The sequence below is a fragment of the Nonomuraea solani genome (assembly GCF_900108335.1).
Classification (GTDB): Bacteria; Actinomycetota; Actinomycetes; order Streptosporangiales; family Streptosporangiaceae; genus Nonomuraea; species Nonomuraea solani.
In genome coordinates this window covers 804131-819649 of sequence record NZ_FNVT01000003.1, presented here as the reverse complement: position 1 = coordinate 819649, position 15519 = coordinate 804131, and the positions used below count along the sequence as shown (strand labels likewise).

Below are 15519 nucleotides of genomic sequence, written 5' to 3'. Positions count from 1 at the left end.
CTTTATGAGATGGAATTCACGGTGATCGGGGTAGGCGTGATTTATGAGAAGAAAGCTGCTGGGAATAGCCGTCGTCGCCATCGGATTTCCGTTCGTGTTCACGCCGCCCGCCGCCGCAGAGGGGGAGACCTTCGTCCTGCGGCCGGGCGATCGGGGGGAGGCGGTCGCGATGTTGCAGGAGCGGCTGCGCGCCGGCCACTACTACCACAGCCGGGCCAACGGGGTCTTCGACGAGCAGACCAAGTTCGCGGTGTGGGCGTTCCAGAAGGACCGGCGGCTCAGGCCGGAGAACACGGTCGGGCCCGAGATGTGGGCGGCGTTCGACCGGCGGGCGCGGCACCGGCCGCTGGTGCCGCGCGGCGCCTCGAACCGGGTCGAGATCAGCCTGCGCGACCAGCTCCTGACCGTCTACCGGCGCAACCGCCCGGCGCTGATCACGCACATCTCCTCCGGTGCCGAGGAGCACTACTGCGAGAACGGCCACTGCGGCAACGCGGTCACGCCGGTGGGGGACTTCCGTGTCAGCAGGCGGTCGCCCGGCTGGACGACCGGGCGGCTCGGCTCGATGTTCAACTCGCTCTACTTCACGGGCGGCATCGCCATGCACGGCTCCACGAGCGTGCCGCTGCGCCCGGCCTCGCACGGCTGCGTGCGGGTCCCGCTCACGACGTCCAAGCGCCTGTACGCGATGGTGAAGCCCGGCGAGCCCGTGTACGTCCGGGGCAAGATCGTCTGACCTACACCCCCTGCGGCAGCCGGAACAGCCGGCCGGGATCGTAGGTGGCCTTCACCTCGGCCAGGCGCGGCGCGTTGGTCCCGTAGTAAGCGCTCCGCCAATTCCCCAGATCCGGGTCAATATAATTCACGTAGCCATGATTCCCGAAATATTGGGACATGTCGTCGTGAATTCCGCGCAACCATCGCCGCGACGTCCCGTCCGCGTAATACTGCACGCTGTAAAGCGCCGCCCGATGCGCGAACGCCGTGGCCGTCGGCGCCACCCGCCCGATCGCCCCGCCCATGGCGTCCAGCAGCACCGAGTGCCGCCCGCCCCGCGCCACTCCAGCCACCAGCGCCCGCACGCCGTCCCGCGACAACCCCCGGTACGCCAGATGCGACTTGGCCGAGAACGCCGTCCGCGGGCTCCGCCGGCACTCGGCCACCGGCATCGACGAGCAGCCGCCCATGACCTTCATCGCCTCCAGATGGGACACCGTGCGCACAGACCGCGACGACGGCCGCCCGATCGTGGCGACCAGCGGGCCCAGCAGCCGCTCCAGCACGGCCTTGCCCCCGGAGTGGGTGCCGAGGATCCGCACGCCCAGCCCGTCCGCCGAGCGCGACAGCCGGAGCGACGACCACAGCTCGGGAGGCGCCGACGGCCCCCACGCCTGCCACTCCCGCACCGCCGCCCGCGCCTTGGCCCACGGCCAGTCCAGGAAGAACAGGGTGAGGTCGCGGGCCTCGTGCGTCCTGAACGTGAACGACACCGCCACGCCGAAGTTGCCGCCGCCACCGCCCCTGCAGGCCCAGAAGAGGCCGGCGTGGTGCCGGGCGTCGCAGGTGAGCAGCCGGCCGTCGGCGGTGACGACCCGTACCGACCGCAGGGAGTCGCACGTGAGACCGTGCTCCCTGGACACGACGCCGAGCCCGCCGCCCAGCGTGAGGCCCGCGATCCCGACCGTGGGGCAGGAACCCGCGGGAATGCTCACGCCGTGGCGGGAGAGCCGGTCGTAGACGTCGATCAGCTTGGCGCCCGCGCCGATGGTGGCCAGGCCGCCCGCGTACGAGATCGAGCTCATCCTGGACACGTCGATGACCAGCCCGGTGCCGGTGGACCAGCCCGCGTAGGAATGGCCGCCCGAGCGGGACGTGACCGGCACGCCGTTGACCCGCGCGAACGCCAGGCACGCAGAAACGTCCGCCGCGCTCGCGCAGTAGGCGACCGCCTCCGGCCTGACGCGGTCGTAGGCCGGGTTGTACAGGCGGCGCGCGGAGGTGTATCCGGCGTCGCCCGGCAACACGAGTGTGCCCGCCAGCCGTCTCCGCAGCCTGGCCCAGTCGGGCGGCGGCGCGAAGAGTGCCAGCGGGGCGAGCGCGGCGGCGTGCAGGAAGTCACGGCGGTCCAAAACGCCTCCCCGAAGATCGTGGACGACCATCGGTGAGACGTACGGGGGATCCGCCGGGTTGGTCACATCTCCATCACTTCGGAAACCACGCCGGGACTCTCATCTAAGGATCACCCGGCGGTGCCTCCGACCTTCGAGATCCGTGGCAGGCCGCCCGTGCGCGGGAGCTGCGGCGCGCCCTTCTCGCCCTTCTTCCCGCCTCTGTCCTTGACCAGCCGCAGCGGCGAGCCGGCGGGCTTCCCGCCGTGGCCGTCCCCGTTGGTCTGGGCCAGCCGCAGGGCCAGCGCCGGGCACATGTCGACCGCGCGCCGCGCGTCCTTGGCCATGAAGCCCGGGATCTTCCTGAACGAGGGGAACCCGTAGTCGTCGAGGTCCACGAACTCGGGCAGCAGGTGCGCGCAGAGCCCGTGTCCCACGCAGCGGGACCAGTCGACCTCCAGCCGGTACTCGGGCTCGGCCTCGCGCTCGGGCATCGGCAGCACGCCGCGCACCGGGCGGCCGCACGAGCCGTGCTCCAGGTGGGTCGCGATCTCGATCTCGAACGCCTCCAGCGCCGACAGCACGAACTTGGCCGTGCCGTCCGGGTGGAAGCAGGCGCCGCGGCGCTCGACGACGCGGACGGAGCGGCGTACCGCGTCCACCGAGCCCGCGCCCTCGACCAGGGCGTTGATGGCCCTGGCCATGTCCGGCAGGCCGAGCCGGCAGGGGCCGCACTGGCCCGCCGACTCGGCCGCCAGATAGGACGCGACCCTGGCGGCCTCGCCCAGCGGGCACGTGGTCTCGCCGAGCGGGACGATGATGCCGGCCCCCAGAGTGGCCCCGGCCAGCTTCATGCCCTCGCGGGAGATGACGGCCGTCTGGGCGGCCTCCGCGGACAGCCACGCGCCGTGGTACCCGCCGATGAGCACCCCTTCGCCGACATCCGCTTCGCACAGGGCGAGGACGTCGGCCAGCAGGGTGCCCGTCGGCGTCTCGATGACGGCGCCGTGGGCGGCGCCGCCGCTGACGGTGAGCAGGATCGTGCCCGGCTCCTTGCTGGTGCCCACCTGGGCGTACTTCTCCGGCCCGTACTCGGCCAGCAGCGCGAACTGCGCGTACGTCTCGGTGTTGGACAGCAGCGTGGGCAGCCCGTCGACACCGCTGGTCGCGGCGCGCTTCTTCCGGCCGGGCGGGATGCCCTCCTCGCCGTTGACGGCCTTGACGAGCGCGCCGCCCTCGCCGGAGATGAAGCGCTCCTTGATCCCGACCACCCGGATCGGGATCCGGCTCTCGGCGCCGCCGGAGATGTTGGCGGCCCGGCGCTCGGCGACGGCGGCGTTCACGGACGCCTCGGCGACCTCGCCACCGGCCGTGGCGAGGACCACCTCACGAGCGCCCAAAGCCTCGGCGGCCAGTACCGCGCCGTCGAGGACCAGATGGGGGTTACGGGTGAGCATCATGGCGTCCTTGGAGCTGGCCGGCTCACCTTCGGCCCCGTTGATGAGGACGACGCAGTCGCCGCCCTTCGCCGCGTCGGCCACGGCCTTCAGCTTGCGGGCGAACGGGAAGGCCGCGCCGCCGCGGCCCCGCATGTCCACCTCGTTCGCGTACGAGATCAGCTCGCCCAGGTCCCGCGGCTCCAGAACGCCGTGGAGGGTGCGGTGGGCGGGCAGGTCGAGGCGGCGGCAATGGTCCAGCCCGGCGGTCAGCCGGGCCGGACCCATGCGCAGCACTCGAGGAACTCGAGCCGGAATCACGATCGCTCCTGGAGAACTGCGAGCAGGCTCATCCGGCCTCCCGATATCTGCGCCGAGCCTCCGCGAGGCTCACGGGTGCGTTGCCTTGCGCCGCGGTCACCCCGGCGGGAACCGGAGTCTTCTGCGGCCGTTCCACGGGTACTTCCGCGGTGGCGGCGGCGGTCACCGCGGGTCCTGCGACCTTCTCGGAGATGACGGGCGGCCGGCGGAGCGAGGCCAGCACACGGACGATCAGCGCGGAGCCGACCGCCGCCATGCTGGCCACGTACGACCAGGCCACCCATCCGGCCGGCGGACGGCCGGCCGTCAGTCCATGCATGATCCCGATGGGCCAGGCCAGGTACGCGGCGGAGTGCATGACCCGCCAGACCCATGGCCTGGTCCGTACGGCGAACCGTCCCCGGAGCATCCCCGTCACCACGGCCACGATCATCAGATCGAAGGCCAGCGTGCCGAGTCCCACGTAGAGCCCGGCGATCGGCACGACCGCCGCCCCGGGCTGGATGTGCCCCAGGCTGATCATCAGCGAGATGTGGGTGATCAGGTACGCCATCCCGATGAGCGCGGTGGCCCGGTGAGCGAGCTGGGCCCTGACCCGGTTGGCCGGTGACAGGAAGACGCGTTCGGTGGTGATGAGGCCGAGCGCGACGGTCGCGGTCAGCAGCACCAGGCCGAACACGCCCGCGTAGAACTCGAGGAAGCCGACCCCTTGGCCGAGCATCGCGATGCCGCGCTCTGTCCTGGTGAGCACGAAGCCTGCCAGGACGATCGCCGCGATCGAGGCGCTCGCCCCCAGCCGGAAGCTACGAGAGTCCAGCTTGGTGGGGGCGTGCCTGGGGTGTCGTCGGTGGAGCATCTATTCCCTCCAAGGTCGGGTGAGGGTGCGACTCGGAAGGCTGTTCAGGTCAGCAACGGCGGCCCCGGTTGATGCACGAGACGACGTTCTGCATCAACCGGTCGGGCATCACGTTGGCGAAGTCGGCATGGTCGGTGACCGGATTGTGCTTCTGCTCCGGGAACGCGTCCAAGGCGAACGAAGGACCCTGAGGTGCGACGTACGCGAGGGTCATGCGCAATTGCGGAACCGCCCTGGTGCCCTGGGGACATGTGCCGTTCTGGTCGGGGAAGACGATGTGAGTCCGGTGATTCGCACTGTCGGTGTTCTGACCGTCCCAGCAACTGGGGAAGTCCAGGATACGGAGAGTCTGGCTGCCGCGCGGGCAAAGCGGATATTTGTCGGCAGTTACCCGATTCTGGAAGCCGGTGCAGCTCCAGGCGGCGCGGGCGTTGGCGGTGCCGTTCGTCGCGGCCTTGGCGTCACCGGTGATGACCCGCAGGAACCTCGGCATGGCGACGACCCGGGAGTTGGCGTTGCCGCGGAACTGGAGCGTCACGGAGCGTGCGCGCAGCACCTGGCCGACGTTGCCGTCGGGGTCGTTGGAGTTGGCGTCCGACTTGCGGTCTCTGAGCACCGGCCAGAAGTACGTGGACTTGTCGCCGAGCCGGCAGGTCGTCCCCGCCGCGGCCAGGCTTTCGTCGGTGGAGAATCCGTCCGTCGACACGTTGCCCACGTAGTCGTGCAGGTGGTGCGCCCCGTTGCTCACGCCGGGGGCGACGATGAAGTTGTCCGGGTTGTTGTGGCCGTTACGGTTCGTGCCGCACTGGGAGACGAACGAGCCGCGCGAGCCGTTCCTGCCGAAGCGGGGGTTCAGCAGGCCGCCGTTGCCCCGCACCTGGCGGATGTCCACGAAGTCCTCGGGGAACGGGCCCAGGTCGGCGCACTGCTCCTCGTCGCCGCCACCGGTGGGGGAGGGCGACGGAGACGCGGTCGGGCTCTGGCTCGGGCGGGGGCGGTTGTTGCCGCGGCGGCCGAACGTCGAAGCGGTCTGCTCCGGCTCGGCGGCCTCCTGGTCCTGCTGCTGACCTTGATCCTGCTGCTGGCCCTGGTCCTGCTGCTCGTCCTGCTGCTGACCCTGATCCTGGTTCTGACCTTGGTCCTGGTTCTGGTCGGGGTCGAGCACGGCGACGCTGCCGCCCTGGGGCGCCTGCTGCTGGTCGCCGTTCTGGTCCTGCTGCTGGCCCTGATCCTGTTGCTGGCCCTGGTCCTGCTGCTGACCCTGCTGGTCCTGGTTCTGCTGGCCTTGGTCCTGCTGGTTCTGGTCCTGGTTCCCCTGACCCTGATCCTGCTGGCCCTGGTCCTGTTGCTGGCCTTGGTCCTGCTGGCCTTGGTCCTGGTCCTGCTGCTGACCCTGCCGGTTCTGGTTCTGGTTCTGACCCTGCCCCTGCTCCGCCGGGTCGCAGTGGTCGGCGATGGCCGGGGACGCTACGCCGATGACTGCCGCGGACACCAACCCGGTGGCCACCACGGCCAAGGCCGACATGGCCGCGGCCATGCGTCTGGATCTCGTCATGAGTGTCTCCTCGTATCGGCCGCCATGGCGATGGGGGGCGCCGGGGCCGGGGTCGGTGCTTCGGGCAGATCGTCGTGGTTCACCAGGCCGGTGGACTCCAAGTACGACATGTGACGCATGACGTAGTTGATGCCTTCGGCGGCGAACTTCCTGATCTCGGAGTTACGCGTCCCGGACCGAACACCTGCCACGACGGTGAAGACCTTGCCGTGCGCGGCACGCAACAGGTTCGCGAAGTCCTTGTCGAAGGCCGGCCCGCTCTCCGCGGCCAGCTGGGCCATCCAGCGCTGCTGGTCGGGGTTCGGCTCGTCCGGCAGGGCCACGCCGAGCTTCTTGGCGAGCTGGCGGGTCAGCAGGTCGAGGTCCATGTGCTCTTTGTTGATGAGCCGGCCGACCTCCTTGACCCGCTGGGACTGGGCACGCGTCTGCGCGTACTCACCCACGGGCATTTCCCAGAGGCCTGCCTGGCGTACCTTCACGAGCAGATCGCGGTCGGCGGCCGTGAGCGGCCCCGACGACGTCTCTGTGGACTGGGACGCCGCCGGATCGATGGACGGCGGCATGACCAGCGCGATCGTCGCGGCGGCGGCTACGACGAAGCCACCGAGCATGAACAACTCTCCGCGCAAAAGCCTGTGCATGGTCGGAGGTACGCGGGCACGCCTCGCAAGGTTCAGGCTATGGCCGGAGATAGTTAGAAATGACTGGAGTTATCGGAGTGGCTACCGCTTGGATAACGAAGGTGTAAAGATGTGCCCCGTGCTAAGTCACCTCGACGGCAGGTTCGAGAGTGCGGATGCCGAGGCGGAGCATCGCATTGCGGTGCTTTACCAGGAGTTCGGCGGCCCTCTACTGCGACACGTCCGCAAATCCACAGGTAACGACCTTCAGTGGGCTGAGGACGTGGTGCAGGAGACGCTCGTCCGAGCCTGGCGGAACTCGGCAAGACTGCAATGGGAACCGAGCCTCATATGGGCGTGGCTACTGACGGTGGCCCGTCGCATAGTCATTGACGGACGTCGGCGGAAGAGTGTGAGACCGCAGGAGGTCGAGCCACCCGAAGTCGACATGATGGCGGTGCCAGACGGCTCGGAACGGGCGTTATCGGCGATGGTCGTCGCGGACGCTCTCCGATCCCTGTCTGAAGAACACCGCGAAGTGATTGAGCAGACTTACCTCCGAGACCGTACGATAAGTGAGGCGGCGGCGATTCTGGGGATCCCGCCGGGCACGGTGAAGTCCCGGCTCTACTACGGGATCCGGGCTCTCCGCGAGCTGCTGCGGGACAAGGGGGTAGCCGGCTGATGCATGACGGGGTGGCCGCCTACGTCCTCGGCGTCCTCGATGATGAGGAACACGAGGCGTTCGAACGCCACCTCGATACGTGCGAGCAGTGCCAGGCGGAGCTGATTGAGCTTGCCGAGCTGCCGGAGCAGCTCGACGGACTCAAGAACACTCCCTCGGCCTCCGACGACGATCCCCCGATGTCCATGTCACGTTGACGTCTATGACCTTTTCGGGTGGTATCGGTACGGCGAGGCGTTGCGCCCGGTCCCGCGTGGCCGGGCGGTCAGGGGGAGGTGTTCGGTGGGCATCGACGGCGATGCGCCCGGTCCCCCGCGACGGCGGTTCGGCGAAGAAGGTGGCCGGCTGTCGTATGGCGGCTATCTCCGCCTGCCCGAGCTCCTCGCCCAGCAGCTCCCGCAGTCGCAGGCGCCCGACGAGCTGCTCTTCATCACCGTGCACCAGGTCTACGAGCTGTGGTTCAAGCTGCTGCTCCATGAGCTGGAGGCCGCCCGCGAGGCCATGTCCGCCGGTGAGCTGTGGCTGGCCAGGCACCTGTTCAGACGGGTGCACGCGGTCGAGAGGGTGCTGTTCGAGCAGATCGAGGTCCTGGAGACGATGACGCCCCAGGACTTCCTCGAGTTCCGCGCCAAGCTGGCGCCCGCCAGCGGCTTCCAGTCGGTGCAGTTCCGTGAACTGGAGTTCCTGTCGGGTCGGAAGGACCCGGCCTACCTCGGCAGGTTCAGGAACATCAGCGACGAGGAGCTGGCCAGGCTGCGCCGCAGGCTGGAGGAACCCACCTTGTGGGATGCTTATCTCACCGCCCTCTCCCAGCGTGGCCTGCGGATCTCCGACGACAAGGAGATCATGCGCTCGCTGCTGGCCGTGGCGAGGGATCGCGGGTCTCATGACGACCTGTGGCAACTCGCCGAAGACCTTCTGACGCACGACGAGCTCGCCGCGCTGTGGCGGATGCGCCACGTCCAGATGGTCGAACGCCAGATCGGCACCAAGTCGGGCACAGGCGGTTCGACGGGTGCCCCCTACCTCCACGGTAGGACGGGCATGCATTATTTCCCGCTGCTGTGGGACTTACGGGCCAGGCTATGAACAGTCATGGCGAACCCTCACAAAGGAGTGAGAGCGAAATGCCGCTCGACGAGGCCAAGGATGAGCTGCTCCAGCGAGCCGCCGAGAGTTGCGCGGTGGGCAGCGAACATGTGAGCACCGAGGAGGCCCTGTCCTTTCTGCGGTTCTACTACCGGCACGTGGCCCCCGAAGACCTGCTGCACCGCAACCCCGTTGACGTCTACGGCCCCGCGATGTCGCAGCGCAAGCTCGCGGAGATCCGCCCCCAGGGCAGGGCCGTGGTCCGGGCCTACACCCCCACGCTCGACGAGAACGGCTGGGACCCCGGGCACTCCGTCGTCGAGGTGGTCACCGACGACATGCCGTTCCTGGTCGACTCGGTCACGATGGAGCTCGACCGGCACGACCTGGGCGTCCACCTGGTGGTGCACCCGCAGATGCGGGTCCGCCGCGACATGACCGGGCGGATGCTCGGCCGTGGCCAGGAGGACGTCACCGGCCAGATGCTGGTCGAGTCCTGGATGCACATCGAGATCGACCGGCAGGGCGACCCCGAGGTGCTCAAGGAGCTAGAGAACGACCTCGACCGGGTGCTCAACGACGTGCGCCACGCGGTCGAGGACTTCAGGAAGATGCGGGCGCTGGCCGTACAGACCGCGGAAGACCTGAGCATGAACCCGCCGCCGCTGGAGCCCGCCGAGGTCGAGGACAGCATCGACCTGCTGCGCTGGCTCGCCGACGGGCACTTCACCTTCCTCGGCTACCGGGAATACCGGCTGGAGGACACCGACGAGGGCGAGACGCTGCGCGCGCTGCCCGGGGCGGCGCTGGGCATCCTGCGCGACGACAAGGTCGGCTCCGAGAGCTTCATGGCGCTGCCGGCCGAGGTGCGGGCCAAGGCGCGCGAGAAGCAGCTCATGATCACCACCAAGGCCAACTCCAGGGCCACCGTGCACCGGGCGACCTACCTCGACTACATCGGGGTCAAGCTGTTCTCGCCCGACGGCGAGGTGATCGGGGAGCGGCGCTTCCTCGGCCTGTTCACGCACGTGGCCTACAACGAGTCGATCTCCAGGATCCCCGTGCTGCGGCGCAAGCTGGCCGACGTGCTCGACCAGGCCGGGCTCGCGCCCGACAGCCACGACGGCAAGGACCTCATCGAGATCCTTGAGACCTTCCCGCGCGACGAGCTGTTCCAGACCTCGATCGACCAGCTCCTGCCGATCGCGCTGGGCGTGCTGCGGCTGCGCGAGCGCAAGCAGGTCAAGCTGTTCCTGCGGCGCGACGACTACGGCCGCTACATCTCGTGCCTGATCTACCTGCCGCGCGACCGCTACACCACCAAGGTGCGGCTGAAGATGCAGGACGTGCTGCTCAAGGCGCTGGGCGGCGCGTCGCTCGACTACAGCGCGATGATCGGCGAGTCGGTGCTGGCCCGGCTGCACGTGGTGGTGCGGGGCTCGCGGGGCAACCCGCTGCCGCCGCCGAGCGTCGACGTGGAGGAGCTGGAGGCCCGCCTGGCGGCCATCACCCGCTCCTGGGAGGACGACCTGGCCGCCGCGCTGGGGGAGATGGCCTCCGAGGAGGAGGCGCCCGGGCTGATCCGGCGGTACGCCTCCGCGTTCCCCGAGGGGTACAAAGCGGACTTCCCGCCCAAGGTGGCCGTGGTCGACCTCCGGCGGCTGGAGCAGCTCGTCGAGGCGGGTGACGGCGAGAAGGTCGGGATCAACCTGTACGAGCCGTACGACGCGGCCGAGGGGGAGCGCCGGCTCAAGATCTACAAGGTCGGCTCGCCCATCTCGCTGTCCCACGCGCTGCCGCTCATCCAGCGGCTCGGCGTGGAGGTCGTGGACGAGCGGCCCTACGAGGTCGACCGGGACAACGACCCCAGCACCAAGAACGCCTGGATCTACGACTTCGGGTTGCGCTACACGCCGTCGGCGGAGGTGGACAGGAACGACTTCAAGCGGCTCTTCCAGGACGGGCTCACCGCGCTGTGGAAGGGCCGGGTGCAGGCCGACGACTTCAACGCGCTCATCCTGACGGCCGGGCTGACGTGGGAGCAGGTCGAGATCCTGCGGGCCTACGCCAAATACCTGCGCCAGGCGGGGAGCACGTTCTCGCAGCCGTACATGGAGCGGGTGCTCATGGGCAACGTGCGGCTGGCGCGGCTGCTCGTACGGCTGTTCGAGGCCAAGCTCGACCCGCGGCGCGGTGAGGACGTGCGGGTGGACCTCGTGGAGGCGCTCAACGAGGAGATTCTCGGGGCGCTGGACGAGGTGGCCTCGTTGGACGAGGACCGGGTTCTGCGGGCGTACCTGGAGATGATTCAGGCGACATTGCGCACCAATTACTTCCAGAAGGTAGATGGAAGTCGCAAACCGTACATTTCGCTCAAGTTCGACCCGCAAGCCATCACTGTGTTGCCGTTGCCGCGGCCGAAGTTCGAGATATTCGTGTACTCGCCGCGGGTCGAAGGTGTGCATCTGCGGTTCGGGAAAGTCGCGCGGGGTGGTTTGCGGTGGTCTGACCGAATGGAGGATTTCCGGACGGAGATTCTCGGGCTGGTCAAGGCGCAGATGGTGAAAAATACCGTTATTGTGCCGACCGGGTCCAAAGGCGGCTTTGTCGTGAAGCGTCCGCCAAAGTCCGGAACGCGGGAAGACCTGCTCGCCGAGGGCGTGGCCTGCTACCGGATGTTCATCTCCGGGCTGCTCGACGTCACCGACAACCTCGTGGACGGCAAGGTCATGCCGCCGCCCGACGTGGTCCGGCACGACGGCGACGACACCTACCTCGTGGTCGCCGCCGACAAGGGCACCGCCACCTTCTCCGACATCGCCAACGGCGTGGCCAAGGAGTACGGCTTCTGGCTGGGCGACGCCTTCGCCTCCGGCGGCTCGATCGGCTACGACCACAAGGCCATGGGCATCACCGCCCGCGGCGCCTGGGAGTCGGTGAAATACCACTTCCGCACCACGGGCGTGGACGTGCAGACCACCGACTTCACGGTGGCCGGCGTCGGCGACATGTCGGGCGACGTGTTCGGCAACGGCATGCTGCTGTCGCAGCACATCCGGCTGGTGGCCGCCTTCGACCACCGGCATGTTTTCGTGGACCCCTCGCCCGACGCGGCCCGCTCGTACGCCGAGCGGCAGCGCCTGTTCGAGCTGCCGCGCAGCTCGTGGGAGGACTACGACACCTCGCTGATCTCGGCCGGCGGCGGCGTCTTCCCCCGCACCGCCAAGTCCGTGCAGATCACGCCGCAGATGCGCGAGGCCCTGGGCATCGCCCACGGCGTCACCTCCATGGCGCCCAACGACCTGATCAGCGCCATCCTGCGGGCCCCCGTGGACCTGCTCTGGAACGGCGGCATCGGCACCTACGTCAAGGCCGCCGCCGAGTCGAACGCCGACGTCGGCGACAAGGCCAACGACGGGCTCCGGATCAACGCCTCCGAGCTGCGCTGCAAGGTCATCGGCGAGGGCGGCAACCTGGGCTTCACCCAGTTGGCCCGCATCGAGTTCGCGCGGAACGGCGGGCTGGTCAACACCGACTTCATCGACAACTCGGCCGGAGTCGACACCTCCGACCACGAGGTGAACATCAAGATCCTGCTCGACCAGGTCGTCCGCGACGGCGAGCTGACCGACAAGCAGCGCAACCAGGTCTTCACCTCGATGACCGACGAGGTCGCCGCCCTGGTGCTGCGCGACAACTACGCCCAGAACGTGGTGCTGGCCGCCTCCCGCGCCCAGGCCGTCGAGATGCTCCACATCCACGCCCGCTACCTGCGGCGGCTGGAGCGGGACGGGCTGGTCAACCGGGAGCTGGAGTTCCTGCCCTCGGACAAGACGCTGGCCGAGCGCCGCCAGGCCAGGCTGGGGCTGACGGCGCCGGAGTTCTCGGTGCTGCTGGCCTACACCAAGCTGGTCGCCGACGCCGAGATCCTCGGGTCCGACCTGCCCGACGACCCCTACCTGGCGTCGTGGCTGGTGTCGTACTTCCCGTCGGCGCTGCGGGAGCGGTTCCGTACGTACATGGACGAACACCCGCTGCGACGGGAGATCATCACCACCTGCGTGGTGAACGAGCTGGTCAACTCGGCGGGCACCACGTTCATGTACCGCTTCGGTGAGGAGACCGGCGCCTCCACGACCGACATCGTGCGGGCCTACCTGGTGGCGCGCGAGGTGTTCGACCTGCCCGGCTTCTACCGGGCCGTGGAGGCCCTGGACAACAAGGTGGACACGGCGACCCAGATCGCGATGCTGCTGGAGGCCAGGAAGCTGGCCGAGCGCGGCGCCCGCTGGCTGCTGGTCAACCGGCGGCCGCCGCTCGACCTGGCCGGGTCGGTGCACTTCTTCATGAAGGGGGTCAACAGCCTCGTCGCCCACGTCCCCAAGCTGCTGACCGGGCCCGACCTGGCGGCGTACGAGGAGCGCCGTGACTCCTTCGCGGCCAGGGGCGTGCCGCAGGAGCTGGCCGAGCGGGTGGCGGCCATGGTGCCCGCGTACTCGACGCTCGACCTGGTGGAGGTCTCCTCGGTCACGGGGCGGCCGGTCAACGAGGTGGCGGAGGTCTACTTCGACCTCGCCGACCGGCTGCAGCTCGCCCGGCTGCGGGAGCGGATCATCGCGCTGCCCCGGGACAACCGGTGGAACTCGATGGCCCGCTCGGCGCTCCGCGACGACCTCTACGCGGCGCACGCCTCGCTGACCCGCGACGTGCTGGCCCACAGCACGCCGGGGCTGGCGCCCGAGGAGCGGCTGGCCCGGTGGTCGGAGGCCAACTCGGCGGCGGTGTCCAGGGCGCGGCAGACGCTGTCGGAGATCTGGGAGAGCGACAACTTCGACCTGGCCACCCTGTCGGTCGCGCTGCGCGCCATCAGGACCCTGGTGGCGGCCAGCAACCTTCCGCACACGGAGGCGTAGGCCCGCAAAAGCGGGCGTCGTTTTTCACGGCGCCCGCTTTGCGCGTGGTTCGTGAAGGACCGGTGGTTCGTGGAGGACCAGCGCTTCGTGGACCGGATCGGGTCGGGCCGGTCACCAGGCCTCTGTGGCCGCCGCCTCCCGGGCGCGGTTCGCCAGGTCCTCGCGGGCGACCCCGGCCAGGGCGAGCGCGCGGGGGACGGTGCCGACCTCCGCCTCCAGGACGCCGAGCAGCAGGTGCGCGGGCCGCAGGTCCTTCTTGCGGTCCACGGTGGCGAACCCCCGTTCGAGGGCGAGCCGGGACGAGGCCCCCACGCCCACCCGGCGCTCCGGGTCCGGGGCCGCGGCCGGGAGGTCGTAGGCGGCCAGGGACACCCCGGCCGCGCTCAGGCTGTGCTCGAACTCCCGGTCCAGCGCCGCGCGGATCGCCGGGCGATCGAGCCCCGCCGACTCCAGGACGGCGCGGGCGGCGGTCTCCGCGTGCGCCGCGATCCCCAGCAGCAGGTGGTGGGCCTCGACCGCCGCCGACCCGTCCGCCCGCGCCTCGGCCTCGCCCCGCTCCATGACGGCGTTGATGTAGTGGTCGATGGCGCTCACTGTCGTCTCCTCAGCGTGACGCCGGCCGCGATCAGCCGCTTGGCGTGCTTCTTGTGGACCGCCTGGCGGGTGACTCCGAGTGCCTCGGCGACCAGGGGCCAGCTCCAGCCCGCCCGCATCGCCTGCTCGACCGCGGCGTCCTCCAACTGGTCGGCCAGGCGCCGCAACGCCGCCACGGCCGCCAGCGCGTCGGCGGGCTCCTGGGGAACGGGAATCTCCGGCATGCGGCAACGGTAAGTGAGCGATTACGTACAGGTCAACTTGGGTTGCTAGTCGCCCGTGGCGCGGGTGAGCGCGCCCTCATGGGCGATCACGGGGGCGGGCGCGGGGGCGCTGAGCGGCGGGACGGCGGTGGCGTACTGGTGGATCTCCGTGAGCTTGAGGCTGAGCGGCACGGTCTCGGAGGAGATCCACCAGCTCGCCTCCTTGGGGACGGTGATCGCCCGGTAGGTCTCGTCCAGCATGTTCTTCGTGGTGCTGTTGCGTGACAGTGAGTATTGGATCAGCGCCCCGCCGTTCGCCGTCCGCAGCCCGTAGACCGGGTAGTTGTCGGCGCTGAAGATCGAGTCGTAGCTCAGCTCGCGGAACTTGGCGTCGTCGCGCTGTGTGGCGATCTGCTCGGCCACCTCCGTCGTGTAGGGCCCCGGCGCGAGGAGCCCCGCCGTGACCCCCGACTTGCCCGTCTCGGCCACACTGGCGTGCACCGGCCCCATGAACTGGGGGCTGATGGTGATGGTCTTGTCGTCGGGCGGCACCGACGTCGCGTAGCCGTCGGCGTCGAGCTCGATGTCCGGCAGCCGCTGCCCCGGCAGGAGCTCGGCCGCGGAGCTGAGCCGCCAGATGCGGGCCTTGGCGAACGTCAGCAGCGTCGGCCGCCCGTCGCGCGTCGCCAGCGCGCTGAACCAGGGCGCCTTCTCCCCTTGGCGGAACTTGGGCACGAACAGCGTCGGCGGCCCCCACCGGTAGCGGTGCGGCGCGTAGCCCGTGGACAGGTAGGCGGCCACGGTGAGGGCCGTCTGGCTGCCGGTCGTCAGGTCCTCGGCCAGTTTCAGCCGGCCCTGCAGCTCCTCTTCGGTCCGGCCCTGCGGATCGCGCGCCGCCCGCACCTCGTCGTCGGTGACGGTGACATCGGTGAACGCCTGGGCCGCCTCCTCCCGCGTCACCACGGGCTCGCCGGGGGAAGGCGAAGGCGGAGGGCTGGTCGTGACCGCCGCGGCCGGGCTCGTGGCCGGTGACCGGGCATCACCGGTGCAGGCGGTCACCGCGGCGAGCAGGCCGACGGCGAGCGCCAGCGCTTTCGTCCGACCGTATGCACGCACCTGGCCATGTTATTCGGGCCCGC

At 69.6% G+C, this 15519-nt stretch carries 13 protein-coding genes; 5 read left to right on the top strand and 8 right to left on the bottom strand.

Annotated features, from left to right (window positions below; translation table 11 throughout):
• The first annotated feature begins 43 nt into the window (after window positions 1-43).
• Window positions 44-736 carry a L,D-transpeptidase family protein gene (locus C4V41_RS14805; protein ID WP_103956381.1) on the top strand — a complete coding sequence of 231 codons (693 nt, stop codon included), beginning with the start codon at window positions 44-46 and terminating at the stop codon, window positions 734-736.
• 1 nt (window position 737) lies between these two features.
• Here C4V41_RS14805 and C4V41_RS14800 read toward each other — a convergent pair whose 3' ends face one another.
• The 5 genes from C4V41_RS14800 to C4V41_RS14780 form a co-directional block, all read right to left on the bottom strand.
• Window positions 738-2129 (bottom strand): FAD-binding oxidoreductase, encoded by a 1392-nt coding sequence (locus tag C4V41_RS14800; RefSeq protein ID WP_160150283.1) that lies wholly within the window; start codon window positions 2127-2129, stop codon window positions 738-740.
• Window positions 2130-2239: 110 nt separating this feature from the next.
• Window positions 2240-3832: an NADH-quinone oxidoreductase subunit NuoF family protein gene (locus tag C4V41_RS14795; protein ID WP_103956577.1), complete on the bottom strand. Its 1593-nt coding sequence runs from the start codon at window positions 3830-3832 to the stop codon at window positions 2240-2242.
• Between the two features lie 61 nt (window positions 3833-3893).
• Window positions 3894-4721: a ferric reductase-like transmembrane domain-containing protein gene (locus tag C4V41_RS14790; protein ID WP_103956379.1), complete on the bottom strand. Its 828-nt coding sequence runs from the start codon at window positions 4719-4721 to the stop codon at window positions 3894-3896.
• Between the two features lie 49 nt (window positions 4722-4770).
• A complete protein-coding gene (locus tag C4V41_RS14785) occupies window positions 4771-6276 on the bottom strand; it encodes a DUF1996 domain-containing protein (RefSeq protein WP_235030120.1) in 1506 nt (501 codons plus the stop codon).
• On the bottom strand, window positions 6273-6887 hold the full coding sequence (locus C4V41_RS14780) for a DUF4142 domain-containing protein (RefSeq protein WP_160150282.1): 615 nt from the start codon (window positions 6885-6887) through the stop codon (window positions 6273-6275). The genes C4V41_RS14785 and C4V41_RS14780 overlap by 4 nt, the downstream gene beginning before the upstream one ends.
• A gap of 139 nt (window positions 6888-7026) precedes the next feature.
• Between C4V41_RS14780 and C4V41_RS14775 the strand changes: the two genes are divergently transcribed.
• From C4V41_RS14775 to C4V41_RS14760, 4 genes are all read left to right on the top strand, one after another.
• Complete coding sequence (locus tag C4V41_RS14775) at window positions 7027-7581, top strand: sigma-70 family RNA polymerase sigma factor (RefSeq protein ID WP_235030119.1); 555 nt, start codon at window positions 7027-7029, stop codon at window positions 7579-7581.
• Window positions 7581-7778, top strand: coding sequence for a zf-HC2 domain-containing protein (locus C4V41_RS14770; protein WP_103956377.1), 198 nt, complete (start codon window positions 7581-7583; stop codon window positions 7776-7778). Before C4V41_RS14775 ends, C4V41_RS14770 begins: the two co-directional genes overlap by 1 nt.
• An 85-nt stretch (window positions 7779-7863) precedes the next feature.
• Window positions 7864-8670, top strand: a complete 807-nt coding sequence (locus C4V41_RS14765; protein ID WP_200823976.1) for a tryptophan 2,3-dioxygenase — start codon at window positions 7864-7866, stop codon at window positions 8668-8670.
• A 38-nt stretch (window positions 8671-8708) separates the two neighbouring features.
• On the top strand, window positions 8709-13583 hold the full coding sequence (locus tag C4V41_RS14760; RefSeq protein ID WP_103956376.1) for an NAD-glutamate dehydrogenase: 4875 nt from the start codon (window positions 8709-8711) through the stop codon (window positions 13581-13583).
• Window positions 13584-13694: 111 nt separating this feature from the next.
• Here C4V41_RS14760 and C4V41_RS14755 read toward each other — a convergent pair whose 3' ends face one another.
• From C4V41_RS14755 to C4V41_RS14745, 3 genes are read right to left on the bottom strand one after another with little or no spacing between them, the layout of a single operon-like run.
• On the bottom strand, window positions 13695-14177 hold the full coding sequence (locus tag C4V41_RS14755; RefSeq protein WP_103956375.1) for a Clp protease N-terminal domain-containing protein: 483 nt from the start codon (window positions 14175-14177) through the stop codon (window positions 13695-13697).
• Window positions 14174-14401: a hypothetical protein gene (locus C4V41_RS14750; protein WP_103956374.1), complete on the bottom strand. Its 228-nt coding sequence runs from the start codon at window positions 14399-14401 to the stop codon at window positions 14174-14176. The genes C4V41_RS14755 and C4V41_RS14750 overlap by 4 nt, the downstream gene beginning before the upstream one ends.
• Window positions 14402-14446: 45 nt before the next feature.
• A complete protein-coding gene (locus tag C4V41_RS14745) occupies window positions 14447-15496 on the bottom strand; it encodes a hypothetical protein (RefSeq protein ID WP_103956373.1) in 1050 nt (349 codons plus the stop codon).
• Between the last annotated feature and the right edge of the window lie 23 nt (window positions 15497-15519).

Excerpts from the sequence above, each read along its gene's own strand:
- C4V41_RS14805 (WP_103956381.1), top strand. The coding sequence starts at position 44 with ATGAGAAGAAAGCTGCTGGGAATAGCCGTCGTCGCCATCGGATTTCCG.
- C4V41_RS14795 (WP_103956577.1), bottom strand. The coding sequence starts at position 3,832 with ATGGGTCCGGCCCGGCTGACCGCCGGGCTGGACCATTGCCGCCGCCTC.
- C4V41_RS14790 (WP_103956379.1), bottom strand. The coding sequence starts at position 4,721 with ATGCTCCACCGACGACACCCCAGGCACGCCCCCACCAAGCTGGACTCT.
- C4V41_RS14785 (WP_235030120.1), bottom strand. The coding sequence starts at position 6,276 with ATGACGAGATCCAGACGCATGGCCGCGGCCATGTCGGCCTTGGCCGTG.
- C4V41_RS14780 (WP_160150282.1), bottom strand. The coding sequence starts at position 6,887 with ATGCTCGGTGGCTTCGTCGTAGCCGCCGCCGCGACGATCGCGCTGGTC.
- C4V41_RS14775 (WP_235030119.1), top strand. The coding sequence starts at position 7,027 with ATGTGCCCCGTGCTAAGTCACCTCGACGGCAGGTTCGAGAGTGCGGAT.
- C4V41_RS14770 (WP_103956377.1), top strand. The coding sequence starts at position 7,581 with ATGCATGACGGGGTGGCCGCCTACGTCCTCGGCGTCCTCGATGATGAG.
- C4V41_RS14760 (WP_103956376.1), top strand. The coding sequence starts at position 8,709 with ATGCCGCTCGACGAGGCCAAGGATGAGCTGCTCCAGCGAGCCGCCGAG.
- C4V41_RS14750 (WP_103956374.1), bottom strand. The coding sequence starts at position 14,401 with ATGCCGGAGATTCCCGTTCCCCAGGAGCCCGCCGACGCGCTGGCGGCC.